The organism is Bradyrhizobium sp. JR3.5 (assembly GCF_054057015.1).
In genome coordinates, this window is sequence record NZ_JBSRYV010000002.1 from 1402228 (window position 1) to 1426557 (window position 24330).

The following is a 24330-nucleotide window of genomic DNA, read 5'->3' on the forward strand; positions in this document are numbered from 1 at the left end:
GTTCTCCTATATTTGTCAAAATCGTCAAATGGGACCGAAAACCCGCATCCTCGATGCCACCATGCTGGTATTCCGCCGGCACGGCTTTCGCCGCTCCTCGATCGAGCAGGTCGCCGAGGCGGCCGGCCTGACGCGGCAGGCGCTCTATCATCATTTCGAATCCAAGGAAGCGCTGTTCCGCGCCGTGATCGAGCGCATGCATGAGTCCGCGATCGCGGCCGAGGAGATTGCGGTTGCCGAGGCAGAGGCGGCGGGCGGCAATCTCGGCGACATTCTTGCCGCGGGCATGACCGCGCGGATGTCGACCATGATCGCGTCGCTGGACGGCTCGCCGCATCTCGAGGAATTGTATTCCGAGCACCTCGTGCATGCGCGCGATCTCTATCAGACCTACGCCGCGCGCTATGCGGAGCGCATGGTCGCGACGATTTCGAAGATCGTTCGGAAGCAGCAGCTTGCGCTGCCGCAGGAGCTCTCGCCCGCCGAATTCGCGCGGCTGGTCGAAATGTCAGTGTACGCATCGAAGTCGCAGTATCCGGCGATGCACCCGGCGGATGCGTTCCTGAAAGACATGGCCATGATGGTACGAACGCTCTGCGCGGGCGCCTTGCCAAAATCCTCGCCGAAATCCGGGAAGCTGCCCGTCAAGAAGGCGGCAATCAAGGACAAGCCGGCACGCCGCAAGACAGGAGGACGTCCATGAACACGACGACCATCAATGGCCGCGTTGAATCGCTGCCCGATGATCCCGATGCGCTCTTGATCGACATCGTGCGCGACCAGCTCAAGCTCACCGGCACCAAGCTCGTGTGCGGTGCCGGCGTCTGCGGCGCCTGCACGGTGCTGGTCGACGGCGCGCCGGTCGCAAGCTGCCTGATGCCGGCGCACGCCGCGGCCGGCAAAGCGGTGACGACGGTGGAGGCCATCGGCGCCGCTGGGCTGCATCCGGTGCAGAAGGCGTTCATGGCGCATGACGCCCTGCAATGCGGCTTCTGCACGCCGGGCTTCATCGTGGAGGCGACCGCGTTCTGCGACCGCTGGCGCGCGACCAGGGGAACGGTCGTGCCGTCACGCGAGGAGATCGGCGCGGCGCTGTCGGGCCATCTCTGCCGCTGCGGCGCCTATGACGGGATCTTCCGTGCGGTGGCGGATGCCTGCGCCGGCCGCTTCGACGGCGACAATGTCACAGCGCCCCGGATCGAGGCGCGCGACAAGGTGACGGGCGCGGCAAAGTACACCGTCGACATCAAGCATGACGGCCAGCTCGAAGGCCTGATCCTGCGCTCGCGCGAGGCGCATGCCCGCATCACCGCGCTCGATCTGGCACCGGCGCGTGCGCTCGCCGGTGTCGCCGCGGTGTCGCTGCTCGGCGACGATCGTATCGTGCGCTATGTCGGCGAGCCGATTGCGGCGGTCGCCGCAAAGGACCGCAGGACCGCGCTGGCCGCGCTGGCTGCGATCAAGCTGACCAGCGAACGGCTGCCCGCGGTGGTCGGGCTCGACGCCGGGCGCAAGGACGGCGCGCCTGTGGTGTTCGACAAAGCGAGCCGCAAGCGGGCAGGCAACGTTTCGGAGGCGGCCGGCGGGCCGGCGCCATGGAAGCAGAACATCCGCGGACCGACTGCGGTGTTCTCGAAGCGCGCCAAGAAGGCCCGCAACTGGGTCGACGAGGCGCGCCAGGCCAACAACCGTCTGCTCGTCGAGGCCACCTTCCGCACCGCCACGCAACAGCACGCGTGCCTCGAGCCGCATGCCGCGGTAGCGCGCTTCGACGGCGACCGGCTGACCTTGCACGCCTCGACCCAGCAGGTGTTTCACCTGAAGGAGCAGATCGCAAAGCGCTACAAGCTCGATCACGACAAGGTCCGCGTGATCGCCGATCACGTCGGCGGCGGCTTCGGATCGAAGGCGAGCCTGGGCATCGAGACCATCGCCGCGATCGAGCTCGCGCGGGAGGCGAAAGCGCCAGTGAGAGTCGCCTACGATCGGCAGGAGGAGCTGTCCGTCGCCGGCTATCGTCCGGCCGCGGAGCTGAAGGTCGCGCTGCTCCCGTCCGAGCAGGGCGGCCTGAAGGCGCTCTCGGTCACCGCGCACGCCGATACGGGCGCTGCGACCAACTCGACTATCGCGGGCCTGGCACGGCTGATCTATCCGGCCGAGGCGAAGGATCTTTCGGATTTCGACGTCATCAGCAATCTGCCGCCCGGCGCGGCCTTCCGCGGCCCCGGCGGTCCGCCGATGGCATTCGCGGTCGAGCAGTCGATCGACGAGGCCGCGCTGCGGCTCAACGTCGACCCGATCGCCCTGCGCAAGCGCTGGGATCCCGATCCCAACCGCCAGCGGCTCTACGACTGGGCATCCGGGCTCGAGATCTGGCGCAACCGGAAACGGGCGCAGAATGGACGCTATCGCCGCGGCATCGGCGTGGCGACCGGCTACTGGCTCTATCTCTGGCAGCCCAATGTGAAGGTCGAGGTCGCGGTCAAGGCCGGCCGCATCGTCGCCAGCACTGCGACGCAGGATATCGGCACGGGCACCCGCAGCGTGCTCGCCGACACGATCGCCCGCGAGTTCGATCTCGAACCGGCTGACATCGACGTGCGGATCGGCGATTCGTCGCTGCCAGAGGGGCCGGGCTCCGGCGGCAGCCGCGTCACCGCCTCGGTGATGCCGCCGACGCTGCAGGCGGTGCGGAAGCTGAAGGCCGCGATCCTCGAGCAGGCGACAAGAAAGCCCGTGCCCGGCTCGAACGCGCCCTGGCGCGAGCTGATCGCGCGCTCGCCCGACATCGCCGTGACGGAGGCGCGCGGCGAGGACGGCAAGAACACCGCGCCCGGCATCCGCTCGCCGCTGCGCGAAGTCGGCCTGATGGGCATGGTGTTCGGCTGGATGATGCGCCGCTTCTCGAACATCGCGGTCGGCGCCGGCGTGCCGAGCTCGGTGCAGGTGATCGAGGTGGAGGTCGACACCTGGCTCGGCCATGTCCGCGTGCTCAACGTGCACACCGGCATCGCGGTCGGCAAGATCGCAGCGCCGGCGCTGGCGCGCAGCCAGGCCTGCGGCGCGGTGATCCAGGGCCTCGGCTACGCGCTCTACGAAGCGCGCGAGCTTGATCCGACCAGCGGCGACGTCCTGACCGCGGGAATGGAGGATTATCGCATCCCTGGTATCGCCGACACGCCGGAGATCGATGTCCATTTCGACGAAGCCGGCTTCGACCATGTGCTCGGCAACAGCGTCGGTATCGGCGAGGCGTCGACGGTGCCGACCTCGGCCGCCGTCGCCAACGCGATCCACGACGCGATCGGCGTCCGCCTCACCGAGATTCCGATCCGGCCCGACCGCATCGTCGCCGCGCTGAAAGGGAGGGATGCCGCATGAGTGCCGCAACCGCAGACGTCATCACCGCACCCGAATTCCGCGCCGCCGGCACCGATCTGTCGGAGCGCCGCCGCAGCGGCCTGTCATGCGGATCGATCATCGATCTCACCGCCAGTCCCGATACGATCGGGATCGCGTGGGGTGCGGACGGCGCTGCGCGCATCGGCGCCCTCACCGCAATCGCTGCGATCGCATCCGACGCGCGGCTCGCGCAGGCCTATCCCGGCATCGTCGCGGCCGCGCAGGGCCTCGCCACGCCGCAGATCCGGCACATGGCGACGCTCGGCGGAAACCTCGCCCAGCGTTCGCGCTGCTGGTACTTCCGCAATCCGCAGATCGCCTGTCTCAAGAAGGGCGGGCTCCGACTGTCCGGCGCGAGCAGGAAATCATCTCTATCACGTCGCGTTCGATCTCGGCCCCTGCGTGGCGCCGCATCCGTCGACCATGGCGATGGCACTGCTGGCCTATGATGCGAAGGTCATCACGGACCGACGCAACGGGCTGTCGATCACCGACCTGCTCGGCGACGGCAGCAACGGCACCGCCGACAATCTGCTCGCATCGGGCGAACGGATCGAACGGATCGAGCTCCCTGCCCCGCTGGCCGGCGAGCGCGCACTCTACAAGCGCGCCATCAGCCGCTCGTATGCGGAATGGCCGCTGGTCGAGGTCTGCGTGCGGGCCGTGTTATCCGGCGGCACGTTCCAGCAAGTCCACATCACCGCCGGCGGCATCGCCCCGGTCCCGCTGCGTCTTGTGGCAAGCGCTGCGGCGCTGCAGGGGAAGCCGGCCAACGCGTCGACCATCGCACAGGCCGCCGAGCTGGCAACATCGGGGGCCAAGCCGCTGACGATGACCGGATACAAGCTCGACCTGCTGACGGGCCTCGTCCGCGACGTGGTCGAGCGGATCGCCGTGTAGCGCTGCAGCGGTTTCGGGCGTGCCTGATTACCGCGCGCGGGTGAGCGCCAGCCAGATGCCGCCGCCGATCATGAAGCCGCCGGAGATGCGCGACATCAGCCGGGTCCGCTCCTTGGAGAAGAACTTTCGGGCGCGGCCGGCCGCCAGCGCGTAGGCGGCGTCGGTCAGCACGGCGGTCGCCATGAAGGTGACGCCGAGCAGCGCCACCTGCGGAATGTGCGGCTTGTCCATGTCCATGAACTGCGGAATGAAGGCGCCGAAGAACACCAGCACCTTCGGGTTCGAGAGCAGCACCAGAAAGCCCTGCAGGAAGAAGCCGCCGCGCGGCGGTGGTGGCCGGTCGTCGGTGCCGACGCCCTCGACCGGCGAGCGGATCAGCTTGATGCCGAGCCAGACCAGATAGGCGGCGCCGGCAAAGCGCACCCAGTCGAACCAGTAGCCCATCGTCGCCATCAGCGAGGTCAGCCCGACCGCTACGATGCCGATCACGATCGCGAGCCCGACCTGCGCGCCCAGCACATTGGTGAGCGCGGCGCGCGTGCCGTAGCGCAGCCCGTTGGCGATCACCATCGTAACGATCGGACCGGGCAACAGCGCCAGCGCGATGCAGGCGGCGACGAAGGCGAAATAGGCTTGCAGGGACATGGGGAATTCTCTGAGTTGAGTTCGAATTATGCACGTAGAAACTGACAGAGGAAACCGGTTCTTGCTCATTTCTGTCATACTCCGCGAAAGCGGGGTATCCAGTACGCCGCGGCTTATCCGCAATGCATCGGCGCCTCTGGAATACTGGGTCACCCGCTTTCGCGGGTGACGACAGCATTTTCGGACGCACGAGATCAGCTTCTCAACGACCTTCCATCGCGGCCGTCATCCACGCTCCGATCTCTCGCGACTCCAGAAATTTCAACGTCGCGCGCTGCACCCGCCCGGCGTCGCCCCTGCCCTGCGCCGCCACCGTCATGAGATCGCAGCGGTGCGACACTGCGATGCCGATCGCAGTGCGGCTTCCGTCGAGATCATAGGCCCTGATCCGCCCCGGCATGCCGGTGACATCGACGACATCACCGGCCTTCAGCGGCACAAATCGCGGACTGATCATGTCGACATCGGAAACGCGATCGACCTCGTCGTCATCGGCGACGCCGCTGTCGCAATTGCAGAAACCAAGCTTCGGCCGGAGATAGACCTCGACGTCGGTGCCGCACTCGGCCGTGCCGCAGTGGAAGGCGCGGCCGGCCGGCCAGCCGTCACGCGGAAACGGCCAGGCGATCTCGCGCCATTGCGCGGGGCGCGGCGGCGCCATCTCGTAGCCGGCTACGGCCGACAGGCCGCCGAGCGCCAGGAACATCGCCACGATGACCGGCCATGAGCGCGTCATCGCCGGCTCACGGCAGACCGGCGACGGCCCGCGCCGCGCCGGTCAGTTCCAGAATGTGCAGGCCGGTGTTGGCGCGGTCGACCGCGTAGATGTAGCCGCGCTCGTCGGTCTCAACATTGTTGGTCTGGATTGCGACTTTGCAGCGGTCCTTGCCGTCGATCGTGACACAGCGCTTGTCGGTCGCCGCTGTGATGGCGGGAATGAAGTACCCGACTTCCCTGGGGTGATAGGGATCGCGGATATCGAGCGCGCGGACGCCGGCGTTGAAGAAGGCGATGAAGGCGAGCTTCTTGTAATAGATCGGCGCCATGCTCTCGTTCGACGAATGCGAGCCGAACCGGCCGCCGCGCTCGCAGAACGCGCCGGAGGCCTCGGGCACCGTATAGCTCGAGATCAGCATCGGCCGCGCCTCGGTGGTGACGTCGGCGAACCACACCATCTGCCGCGCCTCGCCGCATTCGTTCTGGATCGCCTCGTCGACGATCATCACGATATCGCGGCTCTTGCCGTCCTTGTCATTGGCGAATTCCGCGATCGGTATGTCCGGCATCGGGAATACCGTGTGCGCGCCGTTCATCGCCGACAGCGGCATCCGCGCGATCTCGGGGAATTTCAGATTGTCCGGCGTCGGCTCCTTCGGCCCGTTCAATAGCTTCTCGCGATCAACGATCTGCAGGAAGCCGCCCTTGTCGGTGCCGTAGCCGAAATAGACGCGGTTGCTCTTCGGCCCGGTCGAGATCGGCCCGTGCAGTTCGGTCGGCACCGCACCGGTCGCGCCCGGCTCTTGCCCCGGCAGTCCGAAATCCCTGATCTTCTTTGGCTGCGCCGGATCGGAGAGATCATAGATTTGCGTCATGCGCCGGGTGCGCCAGTCCGGCGCGCCCGACACCAGGAAGGCGATGCCGCTCTCGCATTCCCAGAAGTTCTTGTGCGTGTCCTTCAGCCCGCCGATCCGGGTGACGAGCACGGGATTGGCGGGATCGGCCACGTTCCAGATCTCATGCGCCTCGCTGCCGAAGGTGCGCAGCATGTAGACCGCGTTGCGATCGCCCTTCGGCAGATCCTTGCCGTCGCAGATCCGCACCATCTGCGCACCGCCGGATTCGTATTTGCCTTCCTGTCCGGGAATGTGCCGCAGATATTTCGGATGCGCGGGATCGGTGACGTCGACGATCGAGGTGCCGTTCGGCTCGGCCTTGCCGGTCATCGGATTGATTGGATCGGGAATGTCGTCGGTGCCGCCGTGATGGCCGATATAGGCGATCCATCTGTCGCCCTGGTGATGGATGGTCGGCTGATAGGCGCTGCGTGCCTGCAAGTCGTTGGTTCCAACCAGCCGCATGTTGGAGGCTTCGGGCGAGTCGCCGATCTTCTGCTGGGCGCTCGCAACATTTGCGAGCAGGACAAGAAGAAACGTGCAGCAAACTGCCGTAACGCGACCGCCCATGCGGATCACCCCGAGTTCCACGCCAATCTGCGTTGGCTGCGCGGGACGCTAGCACGGCGATACCAGCGCCCAAACACACGCTCTTGACATGCAACCATTTGGTTGCCTATTATCCGACCCATGGATGAAGTCTTCAAAGCCCTCGCGGATGCCTCACGGCGGACGCTGCTTGACCGGCTTCACGATCAGAACGGGCAGACGCTCGGCGAGCTCTGCGATGGTCTCGACATGACGCGTCAGGCCGTCACCAAGCACCTTGTGATTCTCGAGGAGGCCAACCTCGTCACCACGATCAGGCATGGCCGCGAGAAGCTGCATTACCTCAACCCTGTTCCGATCCATCAGATCGGCGAGCGGTGGATCAGGAAGTTCGAGCGCGGGAAGCTCGCCGCGCTCAGCGAATTGAAAAGACAATTGGAGAAGCGTGATGAGTAAGCCGGACTACGTCTACGTCACCTATATCGAGACCACGGCCGAGAAGCTGTGGCATGCGCTGACATCGAGCGACTTCACCGAACGCTTCTGGTTCGGCTATCGCGTCAGCTCGGACTGGAAGGTCGGCTCGCCCTATTGTTTGATCAAGGACGGCAGCCGCAGCGTGCAAGGCGAGGTGCTGATCGCCGATCCGCCGAACAGGCTCGCCTACAGCTGGGACGTGGTGAAGGAAGGCGCCGCGCGCGAACAGGTCTCGCGCGTGACCTTCGACATCGAACCGCACGGCGGGGTCGTCAAGCTGACCGTGACGCACGACAATCTCGGTCCGAAGACGCTGCGCGACATCTCCGGCGGCTGGCCGATGGTCATTGCAAGCCTGAAGAGCTTCCTGGAGACCGGACGCGAACTGCCGGCCGAGCTGCTGACGAGCGGCGCAAAGGAGAGCTGCAATGCCTAAGCCCGAATTCGTCTACGTGACCTATATCGAAACCACGCCGGACAGATTGTGGGACGCGCTGACCAGCAGTAGCTTCACGCGGCAGTACTGGTTCGACACCGAGCTGAAATCGGACTGGAAGGTCGGCTCGCCGCTCGCGCTGGTGATGGGCGGCAAGACCACCGATACCGGCGAGATCCTCGAGGCCGACCGGCCGCGGCGCCTCGCCTACACCTTCAAGCACGTGCTCGACGAAGACATGCGCAAGGAGCCGGCGACCAAAGTGGTCTTCACGCTCGAGCCCCATGGCAAGATCGTGAAGCTGACCGTGACCCATGAGGGCTTCGGCGCCGGCAGCAAGCTGCTCGACGGCATTTCCAAGGGCTGGCCGGCGATCCTGTCCGCGCTCAAGAGCCTGCTCGAGACCGGCAAGGCGGTCACAATCCCGCCTGCCGCGCTCGGGATCGACGGCTTCGAATGACGATGAAAATCTATCGACGGGTGCGTACAGACATGAACATCGAGAAATTCAAGCCGGCGATCGTCTATGCGATCTACATTGCAGCCACACCCGAGAAGGTATGGCAGGCATTGACCCAGGCCGAGTTGAGCCGGCAATATTTCTCCGGCAACGCGGTCGAGGTCGACCTTCGCGTTGGCGGCGCCTACATCGTGCGCACGCCCGACGGCGCGCTGCACATCTCCGGCGAGGTGATCGAGTGCGATCCGCTGAAGCGGCTGACCGTCAGCTTCAACGTCAACTGGCCGCAGCTCGTCGAAAAGCTCGGGCCGACGCTCGTGACCTACGAGATCGAGCCAGCCGGCGACGGCGTGAAGCTGACCTTGCTGCAATCGCATGACCGCCCGATCAGCGACGACATCCTGGCCGGCGGCCGCACCGGCTGGCCGGCGATCCTCTCCAGCCTGAAGAGCCTCGTGGAGACCGGCAAAGCCATGGTGATCCCGATGCAGCCGCCGCAGCGCATGATGGCCGCGCTGAAGGAACTGGGAATCCCGATGCCGTCGTGAAGATCACTCCCTGCGCAGCATCGGATCGGCAAAGGAACCGACCGGGACCACGACGCGACGGTAGAGATGCCAGGTCGTGTGGCCCAGCACCGGAATCGTCACGAGCAGGCCCAGGAAATACGGGATCGCCGAGACAATCAATAGCACGACGATCACCGCCGCCCACCCAATCATGGGCAGCGGGCTCGTCACGACGGCACGCACGCTCGTGATCATGGCGGTGACGAAGTCGACCTCCCGATCCAGCAGCAGCGGGAACGATATCACGGTCAGCGAGAACAGAATCAGCGACAGCGCCGCCCCGTCGGCATTGCCGATGGCAAGGAACAAGAGGCCCTCATTGGTGGTCAGCACCACCGTCAGGAATTCGCGGAAGCTGGAAAAGGAAACGTTGAGCCCGAGCAGCAGCGCGAGCAGCAGCCTCACCTGATACATCCAGATCACGAACACAAACAGCGTGACGAACGCCATCCAGCCGATTTCACCACGCGAGCGCAGCTTCGACCAGATCACGCCGAGCGAAATCGGCTCGCCCGCTTCGCGGCGCCTGCTGATCTCGTAAAGACCGATCGCAACGAACGGGCCGATCAGCGCAAACCCCGCCGCGAGCGGATAGGCCAGATAGACCATGCCGAGCGCGGTCAGGCACAGCAGGATCGCATTGCCGCCGAGCGTGTAGATCGCACCGAACATCAGTCCGTAGAGCGGCACGGCCTGGAAATCGCGCAGCCCCTGCCCCAGCGCCTCCGCGATATCAGCCACGCGGATCTTGCGCACCACCGGATCGAGCTTGCCAGATATCGACATCAGCCTTGCCGCGAATGATTGAGCGGGCATCGATGCAGGCGATGGCGAGTGCTGCATTGACGCTGATCAATATTGTGTCGCGGCCTACCCCAGCGCCCGCAGTTCCCGCCGCAGCACCTTGCCCGTCGCCGTCATCGGCAGGCTGTCGGCGAACTGCACGAAGCGCGGATATTCGTGGGCGGCGAGCTGCACCTTGACGAACTCCTGGATCTCGCGCGCCAGCGCGTCACTCGGCGCATAGCCCGGCCGCAGCACGATCCAGGCCTTGATCGATTCGGTGCGGATCGGATCGGGGATGCCGACCACCGCCGACATCGCGACCGCCGGATGCTTCATCAGCGTGTGCTCGATCTCGGACGGGCCGACGCGATAGCCGGCCGTGGTGATGACGTCGTCCTCGCGCGGCTGACGTACCAGAAATAGCCGTCGTCATCCTGGACGCCGAGATCGCCGGTCAGCAGGAATTCGCCGGCGTATTTCTTGCGCGTCGCTTCCGGATTGCGCCAATACTCGATCATGGTGCAGGGGCACGGCTGGCGTACGCCGATGATGCCGCGCTGGCCCCGCGGCAATTCCTCGCCGTTGTCGTTGACGATGCGGACGTCGAAGCCCGGCGTGGCGCGGCCCATCGAGCCCGGACGGATCGGAAACAGATTGGAGTTGCTGCCGATCACGAGGTTGCATTCGGTCTGCCCGAACACCTCATGGGCATCGATGCCGAAGGTCTCGCGCACCCAGCCCAGAAGCTCACCGCCGAGCGACTCGCCGCCGGTGAAGATGCTGCGCAGCTTGACGCCGGAATTTTTCACATTGGCCTGCCGCATCAGCTTCAGCGCGGTCGGCGGCAGGAACACGTTGCGGATGCCAAGGTCGGCCATCATCTGCATCGCCGCCTGCGGCTCGAACTTGCGCGCGCGGTGACCGACCATCGGGATGCCGTGGTACCAGAACGCGAACAGGCCGTTGATCAGCCCGCCGATCCAGGCCCAGTCGGCCGGCGTCCACATCAGGTCGCCGGGTCGCGGCAGGAAGTTGTGGCACATCTCGACATTGGGCAGATGGCCGAGCACGACGCGGTGCGCATGCAGCGCGCCCTTCGGATTGCCGGTGGTGCCCGAGGTGTAGATGATCAATGCAGGATCGTCGGCCGACGTGTCGACGGTCGCGAATTCCAGTGATGCCGACTTGATCGCGTTCCAGAATGACTTCGTACCGGCCGGCGTCTTATCGCCGACGATGTAGACGCTCTTCAGCTCGGGCAGGCGATCGCGGATCTTGGCGATCTTCTCCCAGCCGGCCTCATCGGTGATGACGGCTTTCGCCGCGGAGTTCGACAGGCGGAATTCGAGCGCGTCCGCGCCGAACAGCGCAAACAGCGGGATCGAGATCATGGCGCCACGGAACGCCGCGAGATGCGCGACCGGCAGCTCAAGCGATTGCGACAGGAACACCGCGACACGGTCGCCGCGCACCAGGCCGTCGGCGGTCAGCACGTTGGCGAAGCGGCGCGAGGCGTCTGCGACCTCGTCGAACGAGGTGCGCGTGGTGCCGCCATCCTCGTCGACATAGACCAGCGCAAGCCGGCCCGAGCCGTCGGCATGGCGGTCGCAGCAGGCCGTCGCCATGTTGAAGCGCGCGGGAACGTCCCAGCGGAAGTTGCTGTAGAGCTCGTCGTAGGTTTTGGCTTCCTGAAGCATGGCTACAGAGTAGACGATTGCGGTCGGACCACAAACCCCTCCTTGAGGGAAAGGGGTCAGGCTGCCGCCCGCTGCATTGCGATCTCGGCCTCAAGGCTTTCGCGGTCGCGATAGATCGACGCGACCGCGAGCACGCGCCCGCGGTGCTTGTAGCGGAGCACGCAATCCCTGGCGGCGATGCTGCCGTCCACCGCGATCTCGTCCCACTGCTCGGCGTGGCCGACATAGTTGATCGGGACGTCGTAATGCTGGCTCCAGAAGAACGGCACCGCATCGAACACCTCGCGCTGCCCGAGCATATTCCGCGCGGCGGTCTGGCCCTGGCGCTCGGCCACCACCCAGTGCTCGACACGGATATTCTCGCCGCTGTGCGGATCGGGCCAGCGCGCGATATCGCCGGCCGCGTAGATGCCGGGAACGCTGGTCTCGAGATGGGCGTCCACTTTCACGCCGCGATCGATTGCGAGCCCAGCTCCTTCCGCCAGCGCCAGCCGCGGCTTCACGCCGACACCGACCACGACGAGATCGGCATCGAGCACGAGCCCGCTCTTCAGCTGTGCGCGCTTGCCCTCGATCGCGGTCACGGTGTCGCCAAGGTGAAAGACGACGCCATGCTCCTCGTGCAGCGCGCGGACGAAATCGCCCATCTCAGGCCCGAGCACGCGCTCCAGCGGCCGCTGTTCCAGCCCGACCACGTGAACCTCGATCTCCCGCGCGCGCAGCGAGGCCGCAACCTCGAGCCCGATGAAGCTCGCGCCGATCACAACCGCGCGGCGGGCTCCGCTGGCCGAGGCGATGATCGCGCGGCAATCGTCGAGAGTGCGCAGCACGTGAACGTGGGGCTGATCCGCGCCCGGGATCGGCAGCCGTAGCGTCTCCGCGCCGGTCGCCAGCAGCAGCCGGTCATAGCTGAGCGCCTCGCCGCCGGCGAGCATGACGTTGCGGCGGCCGGTGTCGATCGACTTGACCTCGGTCCTGAGCCTGAGATCGACCGCCGCGTCGGCATAGAAATCGTCCGGCTTCAGCGGCAGCCAGTCTTCCGGCGCGCTGCCGGCGAGGAAATCCTTCGACAGGTTCGGCCGGTCCACCGGCGGCGCGGCCTCGCCGCTGAGCATGACGATGCTGCCGCGATAATCCTGCCGTCGCAGCATCTCGGCGGCGGCAAACCCTGCCGCGCCTCCGCCGACGATCACGATCCTGCCGGGGTGTGCATCGACCGGGCCCTTGACGCGGGGCTTCGGCTGCTCGCGCTTCTCGCGCACGACGATGCGATCGCCGTCTCGCTCGACCTTCCAGACGGCAAGCGCGTTGAAGGCGGGCGCTGCGACCGCTTCACCGGTGCGAACGTCGAAACACGCATGATGCCAGGGGCAATGCACGGTCTCGCCCCCCACCAGGCCCTCGGCGAGCGGGCCGTGGTAATGGCTGCAATGCGCGTCGATGGCGAAGATATCCGCCTCCGAACGCACCAGCAGCACGTCCTCGTCGCCGACATGGCCGAGCAACATCGTGCCCGGGAAGTCGGAGAGTGCCACGCCTTGTGTCAGATCCGGACCGGAAGGAGCTTGCTGATCGGCCATGGCCTATCTCCATTTTTTCCAGCACGTCACCCCGAGGGCACCGCCCTCATCAGCTTCCCTGCATGTAGCGGACCGGGTTCTCCTGATCCGCCTTGAAGATCTCGGCGGCCTCGGCGAACAGCGCCGCAACGGCAGGCGCCTTCAGATCAACAAACGCCTCGAAGCTGAAATTGTTGCCGCCCGCGCGCAATTCGCCGAGCTTGCCGGCATAGCAGGACACCAGCGGCTTGCCGCCACGGGTCACCGCGACATAGACGCTGATGTAGTTCTTCTGCAGCGCCACCCCGATCACGGGCCAGACAGCCGTCTTGCCGGACTTGATCGCGTAGCGAAACTGACCATAGCCGATCATGTTCATGCGCATGCCGGCCTCACCGGCCGGCGTGCCCGCATGAAAGTGCCGCTTGAGCCAAGGCGCGGCCTTTCGCATCACTGCATGCAATTGTTCGAGATCCGCGGTCCGGCCGGGATCGAAGGCGAGGTAGGCTTCCAGACTGTCCGCAGCGACACGAAACATCGGAAGCCTCCGCCGCTATCCCGCGAGCGCCGCCTTCACCAGGCCGCTGGCCTTGCCGAAATCCATCTGGCCGGCGTATTTCGCCTTCAGGGCGCCGATCACCTTGCCCATGTCCTTGATCCCTGCCGCATTGGTCTCGGCGATAACAGCCGCGATCGCGCCCTTCACGTCGTCGTCGGACATCTGCTTCGGCAGGTACGCCGAGATCACGGCAATCTCCTCGCGCTCCTGGGCGGCGAGCTCGGCACGGCCGCCCTTGTCGTAGAGCTCGACCGATTCCTGGCGCTGCTTGATCATCTTCTGCAGGACGCTCAGAAGGTCGGCATCGGACAGTGGCGGCTTGCCCTGCCCGCGCGCGTCGATGTCGGCGTTCTTGATGGTCGAATTGACCATGCGCAGCGTGGAGAGCTTGCGCTCGTCCTTCGCCTTCATCGCTTCCTTGACCGCCGTATTGATGTCGTCGCGCAGCATCCTGATGTCCTTAAGCCGGTAATGCCTTCATGTAGGCAGTTTGGGACGACTGGACAACCTAGTTCCTGAGCCATTCAACCAGCGCATCGGCGCAGGCCTGCGGCTGCTCCAGTTGGGGCAGGTGACCGCAATTGGCGAGCACCACGAGCTTGGCCCCGGGGATGCCGTTGGCCATCTCGTCCGACAGTGCGTTCGGCACGGTGTTGTCGGTATCCGACGTCAGCACCAGGGTCGGGCACTTGATCCAGGCCATGCTCGGCCGCGAATCCGGCCGGCTGAGCACGGCGTTCTGCTGGCGGATGAAGGCCTCGGCGCCGACGTCCTCGCTCATGTCGTCGACGATCCGGCGCAGGCTTGCATCGCCCTGCCGCGACGGATGCACGAAGCCCGGAAACAGCTCGTCGACCACGCTCCGGTACTGACCGTTTTTGGCACGCTCGATCATGCCGCGGCGGCGCGCGGTTGCTTCCGGGGTGTCAGCCCTCGCCTGGGTGCTCATCAGCGCCAGTTTCGCCACCCGCTCGGGGGCCTGGCGCATGATCTCGAAGGCGATGTAGCCGCCCATCGAATGTCCGGCGAGGGCAAAGCGCGGCGGCGCCTCGGCCAGGATCCGGCGGGCGATCGCCCCCATATTGTCGTCCCTGACATGGTTGGCGACCGTGACCGGCCCGCACCGCCACAGCGCCGGGATGACCGGGGCAAAGATCCGCGGTGAGCAGATGAGGCCCGGGACGAGCAGGATCGGCATCGTATTGTCCATGCGGGGAGCTCCGGACCGGGTCATTTTCGGCAAGTAAACGGCCGCTTCAAGGAACTTTAGATTAAAAGGCGGCTACGGCCTGTCAAATCGGCCGGTATTGCCGTGTGAATCCGTGCCCTTTCGCTTTGACGCCGCAGGGTGCGGCGACTATTTAAAGGGCTCATGACAACCCCCGAAAACGCTCCCGCCTGGCCGGACCACAAACCGACCGCGCTCCTTGTGCTCGCCGATGGTACCGTGCTGGAAGGCTTCGGTCTCGGCGCGGAAGGCCACGCCGTCGGCGAGGTCTGCTTCAACACCGCGATGACCGGCTATGAGGAGATCCTCACCGATCCGTCCTATGCCGGCCAGATCATCACCTTCACCTTCCCGCATATCGGCAACGTCGGTACCAACGAGGAAGACATCGAGACGGTGAACATGGCCGCGACGCCAGGCGCGCGCGGCGTGATCCTGCGCTCGGCGATCACCGATCCCTCGAATTACCGTGCCACCCGCCACCTCGACCAGTGGTTGAAGGCGCGCGGCATCATCGGCCTGTCCGGCATCGATACCCGCGCGCTGACCGCGCTGATCCGCTCCAAGGGCATGCCCAACGCCGTGATCGCGCACGCCAGGAGCGGCGAGTTCGACCTGCACGGCCTGAAGGAAGAGGCCCGCGAATGGCCGGGCCTCGAGGGCATGGACCTGGTGCCGATGGTCACCTCCGGCCAGCGCTTCACCTGGGATGAGACCCCCTGGGAGTGGGGCAAGGGTTTTGGCCAGCAGACCGCGCCGGAGTTCAACGTGGTCGCGATCGACTACGGCATCAAGCGCAATATCCTGCGCCTGCTCGCCGGTGTCGGCGCCAAGGTGACGGTGGTGCCGGCGACGACGGCGGCCGAGGACATCCTGGCGATGAAGCCGGACGGCGTGTTCCTGTCGAACGGCCCCGGCGATCCCGCCGCGACCGGCAAATATGCCGTGCCGGTCATCCAGAAGGTGATCGCTTCGGGGACGCCGACCTTCGGCATCTGCCTCGGCCATCAGATGCTCGGCCTCGCCGTCGGCGCCAAGACCATGAAGATGCATCAGGGCCATCACGGCGCCAACCATCCGGTCAAGGACGAGACCACCGGCAAGGTCGAGATCACCTCGATGAACCACGGCTTCGCGGTGGACCAGGCGACGCTGCCCGCTGGTGCGACCCAGACCCATATCTCGCTGTTCGACGGCTCCAATTGCGGCATCGCGCTCGAGGGCAAGCCGGTGTTCTCGGTGCAGTACCACCCCGAGGCCTCGCCCGGCCCGCGCGACTCGCACTATCTGTTCCAGCGTTTCGCCGATCTGATGCGGAAGAAGAAGAGCGCAGCGTAAGATACTCTGCAGGCCATGTCCAAGATCGTCATGCCCGGGCTTGTCCCGGGCATCCACGTTTTTGGCGCCCAAGACGTGGATGGCCGGGACAAGCCCGGCCATGACGGCGTTCTATGTTTCCGACCGCAGTGGCAAGATGAGGTGTTCTCTATGACGACCACAATAGAAACACGGGACATGCCGACATGACCGACAGCGCCACCCCAAAGCCCGCATATGGCGTCTCCTCGATCGAGGTGATGGCGTCGATGCCGGGGCTCGACTTCGTGCGCGGCATCTTCGCCCGCACCTTGCCGGAGCCGCCGATCATGGAAAACGTCGAGCCGTTCGACTGCACCGCCGAGCCGGGTCATGTGGTGATCCATAGCATCCCCGGCCTGCGCCACTACAACCCGATCGGCTCGGTGCATGGCGGCTATGTCGCGATCCTGCTCGATTCCGCGATCGCGCTCGCGGTGCAGACCACACTGCCAAAAGGTTCGGGCTACACCACGCTGGAGTTCAAGATCTCCTTTGTCCGCGGCATGAGCCGGGACACCGGCAAGATCCGCACCGAGGGCCGGGTGCTCAACGCCGGCCGTCGCGCTGCGACCGCCGAAGGCCGCATCACCGATGGGAACGGCAAGCTGATCGCGCATGCGACGACGACCTGCATGGTGTTCGAGCTACCCAAAAACACCTGAAGGCAATCGCGTCCTGACGCATTGGAGGCATGACGAAGCGCGCTGGATTGGCGGCTGCGCTCTGTGATTGAGTTTCCCTGTCCGAGATCAGGCTACATGATCCGGCCCGGAAGGAAGGGAAAAGCCCGATGACCTCAGCCAATCCAGACATGACCATCCGCGACATCCGCGTGACGATGCTGCGGCTGCCCTGGGCCGACGACCGCTGGCTGAAGGGCGCAGCGCTGGGCGCGACGCGCGATATCCTGATCTGCGACGTCGAGACATCCGGCGGCATCACCGGCATGGGCTATCTGTTCGTGTTCCGCCCGGCGATGCAGTCGATCGCGGCCTGTCTGGACGAGTGCATCATCCCGCGCGTCATCGGCAAGGATGCCACCGCGATCGAGGCGATCTGGCGCGATCTGTGGACCGCGACGATGACCTATGGCCGCGGCGGCATCGCCGCGATGGCGATGTCGGCGCTCGACATCGCGCTGTGGGATGCGGTGGGAAAACGCGCCGGCCTGCCGCTGCACCGGCTGTGGGGGCACTATCGCTCGGAGATCCCGATCTATGGTTCCGGCTGCTTCCGTGGCGCCGGCGGCGACGGGATGATCGAGAAGGCGCTGCATTTCGTCAAGCAGGGCTACAAGGCGATCAAGATGCAGGTCGCGCACGTTCACACGCCCGCGCAGGATCTCGACAACGTGCGCCGCATGCGCGAGGCGCTCGGGCCCGACATCGACATCATGATCGATGTCAACATGGGCTGGAGCGCCGATGTCGCCATCGAGATGGGGCGCAAGTTCGAGAAGTACGATATCTACTGGCTCGAGGAGCCGGTGCCTGCCGATGATTTCGCCGGCTATCAGCGCATCGCGGCAGCGCTCGACATGCGCGTCGTCGGCGGCGAGACGCATTTCACGCGCTACGATCTGCGGCCGTTCTTTCTCAATCCCTGCCTGCCGATCCTGCAGCCCGACCCGATGCGCGGCGGCATGACCGACCTGCGCAAGATCGCGGCGCTTGCGGACACGTTCGGCATCACCATCGCGCCGCATCTGTTTCCCGAGCTCAATGTGCACCTCTTGGCTTCGATCCCGAACGGCATCTGGTGCGAGAACATGGCCCTGATCGACGACCTCTGGATCGATCCGCCGGAGATTGCCAATGGCATGATCACCGTGCCGGAGCGGCCGGGGCATGGGCTCAAATTCAAGGATGAGGTGCTGAAGTTCAAGATCTAGCGGGAACGGTTTCCGGACCGACGGTTTGATATCACCACCCCTCGCAACGCTGGAGAGCCGCCATGCCGGTGGTGAGTAAGGATGCCGAACCCCAGACCTTCGTCTTTCAGGATGACGGCCTGGTGCCAAACAATCCGATGCCGTTCCTGGTCTACAAAGGCGCGATCAACGTCGGCAAAAATCCCGAGGCCACGATCGAGCAGCTGTTCGGCGACAACGGCTGGGGCGCGATGTGGCGCAACGGCGTCTACGACTTCGCGCATTATCACGCCACCGTGCACGAGGTGCTGGGCGTCGCGCGCGGCAGCGCACGCGTGCAGTTCGGCGGCGAACGCGGGCGTGGGCTGGAGATCGCCGCCGGCGACGTCGCGATCCTGCCGGCCGGCACCGGGCATCAATGCCTGTCGGCAAGCGGCGATTTCAGCGTGGTCGGCGCCTATCCGCCGGGCCCGCCGATGGACCTGCAACGGCCGACGCCGGAGAACCACCTCAAGGCGCTGAAGACTATCCCGCTGGTGGCGATCCCCGCCACCGATCCCGTGATGGGCAAGGATGGGCCGCTGATGCGGCTGTGGAAGCGATAGGAATTGGCCTGCACCGGTGCCGCTTCCCTTCTCCCCTTGTGGGAGAAGGTGGCTCGCATCGACGGATGCGAGCCGGATGAGGGGTCTGTCTCCGCGGATAGAACCCCTCACCCGGCTTCATCTCGCTCCGCTCGATTGCGCCACCCTCTCCCACAAGGGGAGAGGGTGAAACTCAGGCCGCGTTGCTGCCTTCCTGGCGGCTTGCCTCGAACAGGAACCAGGTGCGGCGCTCGGTCTCGTCGATGAAGGTTTCGAGCAGGCCGGCGGTGCCGGAATCCTCGTGGTCGTCGGCGAGCTTGTGCGCCTTGCGCATCGCCGCCGCCATGTGCTTGTTGTCTTGCATCAACTCGCGCAGCATTTCGCGCGGCGGGACAAAGTCCTCGTCATTGTCCTTGATGGTCTGATGCTTGGCGATGTCGCTGATCGACCTCAGCGTCGCGCCGCCGAGCTTACGCACCCGCTCGGCGAGTTGGTCGGTGGTCGCGAAGATCGCGTCCGACTGCTCGTCCAGCAACAAATGGTAATCATGGAAATGCCGGCCGCTGACGTGCCAGTGAAAATTCTTGGTCTTCAGGTAGAGCGCGAAGGCGTCCGCCAGAAGCGTGTTGAGCGATGCCGAGATCGTATCCACCGCAGCCTGCGGGAGATCGTTCGGCGTGTCGAGATCGGGCGAGATCTTGTCAGTCTTAGCGTCACTCTTGGCTTTGCTCACGTTGGACCTTCCTGTTAGGAACCCCGTATTTCGGCGCATTGAACATTGGCCGCCGGACCGCTAACGCATCATCAGCCCACCTGTTCCTGGAAGTCAGGAACCCGTTCTGCCGGATACCAAGCGCGATGGATGAATGGATCGACTATTACGATTCCACGCATACGATCTATGCCAGCCGACTGCACCGCGACCTGCATTTCCAGGTCATCGCAAACGACATCATCGGCTACATCACCTCGCCCGACGCCGTGGTGCTGGACTATGCCTGCGGTGAGGCCCTGTCGGCGGCGAAGGTCGCCAATGCCTGCGCTCAGCTCTATCTGGCGGAGCCGGCGCCCGGCGTGCGCGGCCGCCTGGTCGCGCGCTTCGCATACGACACCCGGATTCGCGTCCGCTCGCTCGATGAGCTGAAGAACATGGCGGCGGATTCGATCGACCTCGTGGTGATGAACTCGGTGGCGCAATACATGACGCCGCAGGAGCTCGACTCCGCGTTCGACGTGATCCACCGCCTGCTGAAACCCTCGGGCCGTTTCGTGCTCGGCGATATCCTGCGGCCGGAAGTCGGCATGGCCAGGGACGTCATCGCGCTGCTGCGCTTTGCGGCGACCCATGGCTTCCTGCGCGATGCCTTGATCGGGCTCGCCTCGACCGCACTGTCCGATTACCGGCAGCTGCGCACCAGGATCGGACTGCAGCGCTACCGCGAGGACGAGATGATCGCGAAGCTCGTCGCCGCGGGCTTTGACGCCACGCGCGCGCCGCGCAACATCGGGCACAATCCGTGGCGGATGACGTTCGTGGCGCGCCACTGATCAGAGGTTGCGGAAAATATTAAGGTTAACCAAAAGTAAACGTAGCGACCGCTGAAATAATCAGCAATGATCCACTCGGCCCGGTGGCGGAAGCGTCGACGCGGCAGTGGTGCAACACTGTTTATCCTGGTTCAACTCCAGGCCGGGCCTCCACGCTTCGCCCTGACGGGCTCGCGTGGCGCAGCCACGCAGGACCGGCGGTGCAGAGCGTGTCCGGCGTAGCTTGAGCGTAGCGAACGCGTAGACGGACTGGGCAGCGAGCGCAGCCGGGCCTCAGCAGTCACCCCCGCGCCCCAATCGCCCCCCCCCCTCGAATGAGGGATTTCCCCCAGAATCGCAGTTGATTGGGCGTTTTTGGGGGTTTCGCAGGTGCGGAAACTGGTCTAAAGACCACCCGCGCGCGAGGGATCGCGCTTCCGGCGCTACAAGATGTAGCGCATGGCTCGAGGGACGCGCGGGACGCGCGCCCTTTTTTTGTGCCCAAATTCCAGTCCGCGAGAGCTGATGCCCAAAAGAACCGACATCTCCACCATCCTGATCATCGGCGCCGGTCCCATCGTGATCGGCCAAGCCTGCGAATTCGACTATTCCGGCACGCAGGCGGTGAAGGCTCTGAAGGAAGAGGGTTACCGCGTCGTCCTCGTCAATTCCAATCCGGCCACCATCATGACCGATCCGGAACTGGCGGACGCGACCTATATCGAACCGATCACCCCCGAGATCGTCGGCAAGATCATCGAGAAAGAGCGCAACGTCATCCGGGGCGGCTTTGCGCTGTTGCCGACCATGGGCGGCCAGACCGCGCTGAACTGCGCACTCTCGTTGCGCCGGCAGGGCACCCTCGACAAGTTCGACGTCGAGATGATCGGCGCCACCGCTGACGCCATCGACAAGGCCGAGGACCGCCAGCTGTTCCGCGAGGCCATGACCAAGATCGGGCTGGAGACGCCAAAATCGCGGCTCGCCAACGCCTCCGCGCTGAAGAAGTCCTACCGCGACAAATATCTTGCCGAGCGGGAGAAGCTGTCCGGCGAGGCGCTGGAAGAACTCGAGCGGCAGTGGACGCTTGGCGAGAACGAACGCCGCAAACGCTATCAGGAGCACGCGTTCGGCGAGGCGCTCATGGCGCTGTCGGAGATCGGCTTGCCCGCGATCATCCGGCCCTCCTTCACGATGGGCGGCACCGGCGGCGGCATTGCCTACAACAAGGAAGAGTTCCTCGACATCATCGAGCGCGGGCTCGACGCCTCGCCGACCAACGAGGTGCTGATCGAGGAAAGCGTGCTCGGCTGGAAAGAGTACGAGATGGAGGTGGTGCGCGATAAAAAGGACAATTGCATCATCATCTGCTCGATCGAGAACCTCGATCCGATGGGCGTGCATACCGGCGATTCCATCACCATCGCGCCGGCGCTGACGCTGACCGACAAGGAATACCAGGTCATGCGCGACGCCTCGCTGGCGGTGCTGCGCGAGATCGGGGTCGAGACCGGCGGCTCCAACGTCCAGTTCGGTATCAACCCCGTCGACGGCCGCATGGTCGTGATCGAGATGAATCCGCGCGTGTCGCGCTCGTCGGCGCTGGCGTCGAAAGCCACCGGCTTCCCGATCGCAAAGGTCGCGGCCAAGCTCGCGGTCGGCTACACGCTCGACGAGATAGCCAACGACATCACCGGCGGCGCCACCCCCGCCTCGTTCGAGCCGACGATCGATTACGTCGTCACGAAAATTCCGCGCTTTGCGTTCGAGAAATTCCCCGGCGCATCCTCGACGCTGACCACGTCGATGAAGTCGGTCGGCGAGGTGATGGCGATCGGCCGCACCTTCCAGGAGAGCCTACAGAAGGCCCTGCGCGGGCTCGAGACCGGCCTGACCGGCCTCGACGAAATCGAGATCGACGGGCTCGGCCGCGGCGACGACAAGAACGCGATCCGCGCCGCGCTCGGCACCCCGACGCCGAACCGCATCCTGCAGGTCGCGCAAGCGATGCGGCTCGGCTGGACCGACGAGGAGATCTTCAACTCCTGCAAGATCGACCCCTGGTTCCTGGCGGAGATGCGCGCCATCGTCGAGATGGAGGACAAGGTCCGCCGCAACGGCCTGCCGCCGAACGCGTTCGCAATGCGGACGCTGAAGGCGATGGGCTTCTCCGATGCGCGGCTCGCCGTGCTCACGGAAACCACCGAAGCCGACGTCACTGCCAAGCGCCACGCGCTCGGGGTGCGCCCGGTGTTCAAGCGCATCGACACCTGCGCGGCCGAGTTCGCTTCGCCCACCGCCTACATGTATTCGACCTATGAGCGGCCGTTCGCGGGCGAACTGGCCGACGAGAGCGCGCCATCGGACCGCAAGAAGGTGATCATTCTCGGCGGCGGGCCGAATCGCATCGGCCAGGGTATCGAGTTCGACTATTGCTGCTGCCACGCCTGCTTCGCGCTCGAGGATGCCGGCTACGAGACCATCATGGTCAACTGCAATCCGGAAACGGTGTCGACCGACTACGACACCGCGAACCGGCTGTATTTCGAACCGCTCACCGCCGAAGACGTGCTGGAGATCATCGCGACCGAACGCAAGAACGGCACACTGCACGGCGTGATCGTGCAGTTCGGCGGACAGACCCCGCTGAAGCTTGCCCGCGCCCTCGAAGCCGCCGAAGTGCCGATCCTCGGCACCTCGCCGGATGCGATCGACCTCGCCGAGGACCGCGACCGCTTCAAGCGAGTGCTCGACAAGCTCCGCCTCAAGCAGCCGAAGAACGGCATCGCCTATTCGGTCGAGCAGGCGCGGCTGGTGGCCGCCGATCTCGATTTGCCGCTGGTGGTGCGTCCGTCCTACGTGCTGGGCGGCCGCGCGATGCAGATCATCCGCGAGGAGACCCAGCTCAACGATTACCTGCTCGGCACCCTGCCCGAGCTGGTGCCCGCCGATGTCAAAGCACGCTACCCGAACGACAAGACCGGGCAGATCAACACCGTGCTCGGCAAGAACCCGCTGCTGTTCGACCGCTATCTGTCCGATGCGACCGAAGTCGACGTCGACTGCCTCTGCGACGGCAAGGACACCTTCATCGTCGGCATCATGGAGCATATCGAGGAAGCCGGCATCCATTCCGGCGACTCCGCCTGCTCGCTGCCGCCGCATTCGCTCGACGCGAAGACCATCGAGGAGCTGGAGCGGCAGACCCGCGAGCTCGCGCTCGGCCTCGACGTGGTCGGCCTGATGAACGTGCAATACGCCATCAAGGACGGCGAGATTTACGTGCTCGAGGTCAACCCGCGCGCGTCCCGCACCGTGCCGTTCGTCGCCAAGGTGATCGGCATGCCGGTCGCCAAGATCGCGGCGCGGATCATGGCCGGTGAAAAGCTCGCCGACTTCAAGCTGAAGAAGAAGAAGCTCGGCCATGTTGGCGTGAAGGAATCGGTGTTCCCGTTCGCGCGTTTCCCCGGCGTCGACACCGTGCTCGGACCGGAGATGCGTTCGACCGGCGAAGTAATGGGCATCGACCGCTCGTTCGAGGTGGCATTCGCGAAGAGCCAGCTCGGCGGCGGCACGCGCGTGCCGCGGCAGGGCACGGTGTTCGTCTCGGTGCGTGGCGACGACAAGATGCGTATCGCGGATGCGGTGCGGCTGTTGCACTCGCTCGGCTTCAAGGTGATGGCAACCTCGGGCACGCAACGCTATCTCAGCGATCACGGCGTGCCGACGGAAAAGGTGAACAAGGTGCTCGAAGGCCGTCCGCACATCGTCGACGCCATCACCAACGGCGACGTCCAGCTGGTCTTCAATACCACCGAAGGTCCGCAGGCCCTGGCGGACAGCCGTTCGCTGCGGCGGGCTGCCCTCTTGCATAAAGTGCCATATTACACCACTCTTTCAGGCGCGGTGGCGGCCGCGCGGGGGATCCGGGCCTATCGGGACGGGGACCTTGAGGTCCGCACGCTTCAGAGTTACTTTTCCGAAAGCTGACCGCTGCCCGGGCTTAAGGCCCGAAGCGGTCAATTAGCCGAATGGCTGGAACTCACCGCGCGATTGGATGTTGTCACGGCCCTTAGCGGGGCCGAAAATCACTGGGCTTCCGGGCGCATT

Annotated in this window: 23 protein-coding genes and 1 pseudogene; 14 read left to right on the top strand and 10 right to left on the bottom strand. The window is 65.2% G+C overall.

Features of this window, described 5'->3' with window-relative positions:
• Positions 1 to 28: 28 nt before the first annotated feature.
• Genes ACVWW1_RS23450 through ACVWW1_RS23465 form a run of 4 tightly spaced genes read left to right on the top strand, consistent with a single transcriptional unit; the run spans position 29 to position 4302 of the window.
• Entirely contained in the window at positions 29 to 703 is a 675-nt protein-coding gene (locus ACVWW1_RS23450) for a TetR/AcrR family transcriptional regulator (protein ID WP_207832622.1), read from the top strand.
• Positions 700 to 3381: a molybdopterin-dependent oxidoreductase gene (locus ACVWW1_RS23455; RefSeq protein ID WP_456657587.1), complete on the top strand. Its 2682-nt coding sequence runs from the start codon at positions 700 to 702 to the stop codon at positions 3379 to 3381. Before ACVWW1_RS23450 ends, ACVWW1_RS23455 begins: the two co-directional genes overlap by 4 nt.
• Positions 3378 to 3851 carry an FAD binding domain-containing protein gene (locus tag ACVWW1_RS23460; RefSeq protein WP_456657588.1) on the top strand — a complete coding sequence of 158 codons (474 nt, stop codon included), beginning with the start codon at positions 3378 to 3380 and terminating at the stop codon, positions 3849 to 3851. Before ACVWW1_RS23455 ends, ACVWW1_RS23460 begins: the two co-directional genes overlap by 4 nt.
• Positions 3826 to 4302: an FAD binding domain-containing protein gene (locus ACVWW1_RS23465; RefSeq protein WP_456657589.1), complete on the top strand. Its 477-nt coding sequence runs from the start codon at positions 3826 to 3828 to the stop codon at positions 4300 to 4302. The genes ACVWW1_RS23460 and ACVWW1_RS23465 overlap by 26 nt, the downstream gene beginning before the upstream one ends.
• A gap of 27 nt (positions 4303 to 4329) precedes the next feature.
• Here ACVWW1_RS23465 and ACVWW1_RS23470 read toward each other — a convergent pair whose 3' ends face one another.
• From ACVWW1_RS23470 to ACVWW1_RS23480, 3 genes are all read right to left on the bottom strand, one after another.
• Complete coding sequence (locus ACVWW1_RS23470; protein ID WP_092126760.1) at positions 4330 to 4947, bottom strand: LysE family translocator; 618 nt, start codon at positions 4945 to 4947, stop codon at positions 4330 to 4332.
• A gap of 202 nt (positions 4948 to 5149) precedes the next feature.
• Entirely contained in the window at positions 5150 to 5683 is a 534-nt protein-coding gene (locus ACVWW1_RS23475) for a hypothetical protein (RefSeq protein WP_456657590.1), read from the bottom strand.
• A 7-nt stretch (positions 5684 to 5690) separates the two neighbouring features.
• On the bottom strand, positions 5691 to 7130 hold the full coding sequence (locus ACVWW1_RS23480) for an LVIVD repeat-containing protein (protein WP_456657591.1): 1440 nt from the start codon (positions 7128 to 7130) through the stop codon (positions 5691 to 5693).
• Between the two features lie 120 nt (positions 7131 to 7250).
• Between ACVWW1_RS23480 and ACVWW1_RS23485 the strand changes: the two genes are divergently transcribed.
• Genes ACVWW1_RS23485 through ACVWW1_RS23500 form a run of 4 tightly spaced genes read left to right on the top strand, consistent with a single transcriptional unit; the run spans position 7251 to position 9030 of the window.
• Positions 7251 to 7565: an ArsR/SmtB family transcription factor gene (locus ACVWW1_RS23485; RefSeq protein WP_028333124.1), complete on the top strand. Its 315-nt coding sequence runs from the start codon at positions 7251 to 7253 to the stop codon at positions 7563 to 7565.
• Positions 7558 to 8022, top strand: a complete 465-nt coding sequence (locus ACVWW1_RS23490; RefSeq protein ID WP_456657592.1) for an SRPBCC family protein — start codon at positions 7558 to 7560, stop codon at positions 8020 to 8022. Before ACVWW1_RS23485 ends, ACVWW1_RS23490 begins: the two co-directional genes overlap by 8 nt.
• Entirely contained in the window at positions 8015 to 8482 is a 468-nt protein-coding gene (locus ACVWW1_RS23495) for an SRPBCC family protein (protein ID WP_456657593.1), read from the top strand. Before ACVWW1_RS23490 ends, ACVWW1_RS23495 begins: the two co-directional genes overlap by 8 nt.
• A gap of 32 nt (positions 8483 to 8514) precedes the next feature.
• Positions 8515 to 9030, top strand: a complete 516-nt coding sequence (locus ACVWW1_RS23500) for an SRPBCC family protein (protein WP_456657594.1) — start codon at positions 8515 to 8517, stop codon at positions 9028 to 9030.
• A 3-nt stretch (positions 9031 to 9033) separates the two neighbouring features.
• On the opposite strand, the gene ACVWW1_RS23505 is transcribed toward ACVWW1_RS23500, so the two are convergent.
• The 6 genes and pseudogenes from ACVWW1_RS23505 to ACVWW1_RS23530 form a co-directional block, all read right to left on the bottom strand.
• Positions 9034 to 9837, bottom strand: a complete 804-nt coding sequence (locus ACVWW1_RS23505; RefSeq protein WP_456657595.1) for a DUF2189 domain-containing protein — start codon at positions 9835 to 9837, stop codon at positions 9034 to 9036.
• 84 nt (positions 9838 to 9921) lie between these two features.
• Positions 9922 to 11534 (bottom strand): annotated as a pseudogene (locus ACVWW1_RS23510) (acyl-CoA synthetase).
• A gap of 56 nt (positions 11535 to 11590) precedes the next feature.
• Positions 11591 to 13114, bottom strand: a complete 1524-nt coding sequence (locus tag ACVWW1_RS23515; protein WP_456657596.1) for an FAD-dependent oxidoreductase — start codon at positions 13112 to 13114, stop codon at positions 11591 to 11593.
• A gap of 49 nt (positions 13115 to 13163) precedes the next feature.
• Positions 13164 to 13631, bottom strand: coding sequence for a hypothetical protein (locus tag ACVWW1_RS23520; RefSeq protein WP_456657597.1), 468 nt, complete (start codon positions 13629 to 13631; stop codon positions 13164 to 13166).
• 15 nt (positions 13632 to 13646) lie between these two features.
• On the bottom strand, positions 13647 to 14102 hold the full coding sequence (locus ACVWW1_RS23525; RefSeq protein ID WP_456657598.1) for a GatB/YqeY domain-containing protein: 456 nt from the start codon (positions 14100 to 14102) through the stop codon (positions 13647 to 13649).
• A 58-nt stretch (positions 14103 to 14160) separates the two neighbouring features.
• Positions 14161 to 14862 (bottom strand): alpha/beta fold hydrolase, encoded by a 702-nt coding sequence (locus ACVWW1_RS23530; RefSeq protein WP_207832646.1) that lies wholly within the window; start codon positions 14860 to 14862, stop codon positions 14161 to 14163.
• A 162-nt stretch (positions 14863 to 15024) separates the two neighbouring features.
• Between ACVWW1_RS23530 and carA the strand changes: the two genes are divergently transcribed.
• The 4 genes from carA (at position 15025) to ACVWW1_RS23550 (ending at position 18714) form a co-directional block, all read left to right on the top strand.
• Positions 15025 to 16218, top strand: coding sequence for a glutamine-hydrolyzing carbamoyl-phosphate synthase small subunit (carA, locus tag ACVWW1_RS23535; RefSeq protein WP_456657599.1), 1194 nt, complete (start codon positions 15025 to 15027; stop codon positions 16216 to 16218).
• A gap of 185 nt (positions 16219 to 16403) precedes the next feature.
• Positions 16404 to 16901, top strand: coding sequence for a PaaI family thioesterase (locus ACVWW1_RS23540; protein WP_456657600.1), 498 nt, complete (start codon positions 16404 to 16406; stop codon positions 16899 to 16901).
• 128 nt (positions 16902 to 17029) lie between these two features.
• Complete coding sequence (locus ACVWW1_RS23545) at positions 17030 to 18130, top strand: mandelate racemase/muconate lactonizing enzyme family protein (RefSeq protein WP_456657601.1); 1101 nt, start codon at positions 17030 to 17032, stop codon at positions 18128 to 18130.
• A 62-nt stretch (positions 18131 to 18192) separates the two neighbouring features.
• Positions 18193 to 18714, top strand: coding sequence for a hypothetical protein (locus ACVWW1_RS23550; RefSeq protein ID WP_456657602.1), 522 nt, complete (start codon positions 18193 to 18195; stop codon positions 18712 to 18714).
• 172 nt (positions 18715 to 18886) lie between these two features.
• Here ACVWW1_RS23550 and ACVWW1_RS23555 read toward each other — a convergent pair whose 3' ends face one another.
• Positions 18887 to 19465, bottom strand: coding sequence for a Dps family protein (locus ACVWW1_RS23555; RefSeq protein ID WP_456657603.1), 579 nt, complete (start codon positions 19463 to 19465; stop codon positions 18887 to 18889).
• Between the two features lie 86 nt (positions 19466 to 19551).
• Between ACVWW1_RS23555 and ACVWW1_RS23560 the strand changes: the two genes are divergently transcribed.
• Entirely contained in the window at positions 19552 to 20241 is a 690-nt protein-coding gene (locus tag ACVWW1_RS23560) for a class I SAM-dependent methyltransferase (RefSeq protein ID WP_456657604.1), read from the top strand.
• Between the two features lie 504 nt (positions 20242 to 20745).
• On the top strand, positions 20746 to 24210 hold the full coding sequence (gene carB, locus ACVWW1_RS23565; RefSeq protein ID WP_456657605.1) for a carbamoyl-phosphate synthase large subunit: 3465 nt from the start codon (positions 20746 to 20748) through the stop codon (positions 24208 to 24210).
• Positions 24211 to 24330 lie beyond the last annotated feature (120 nt).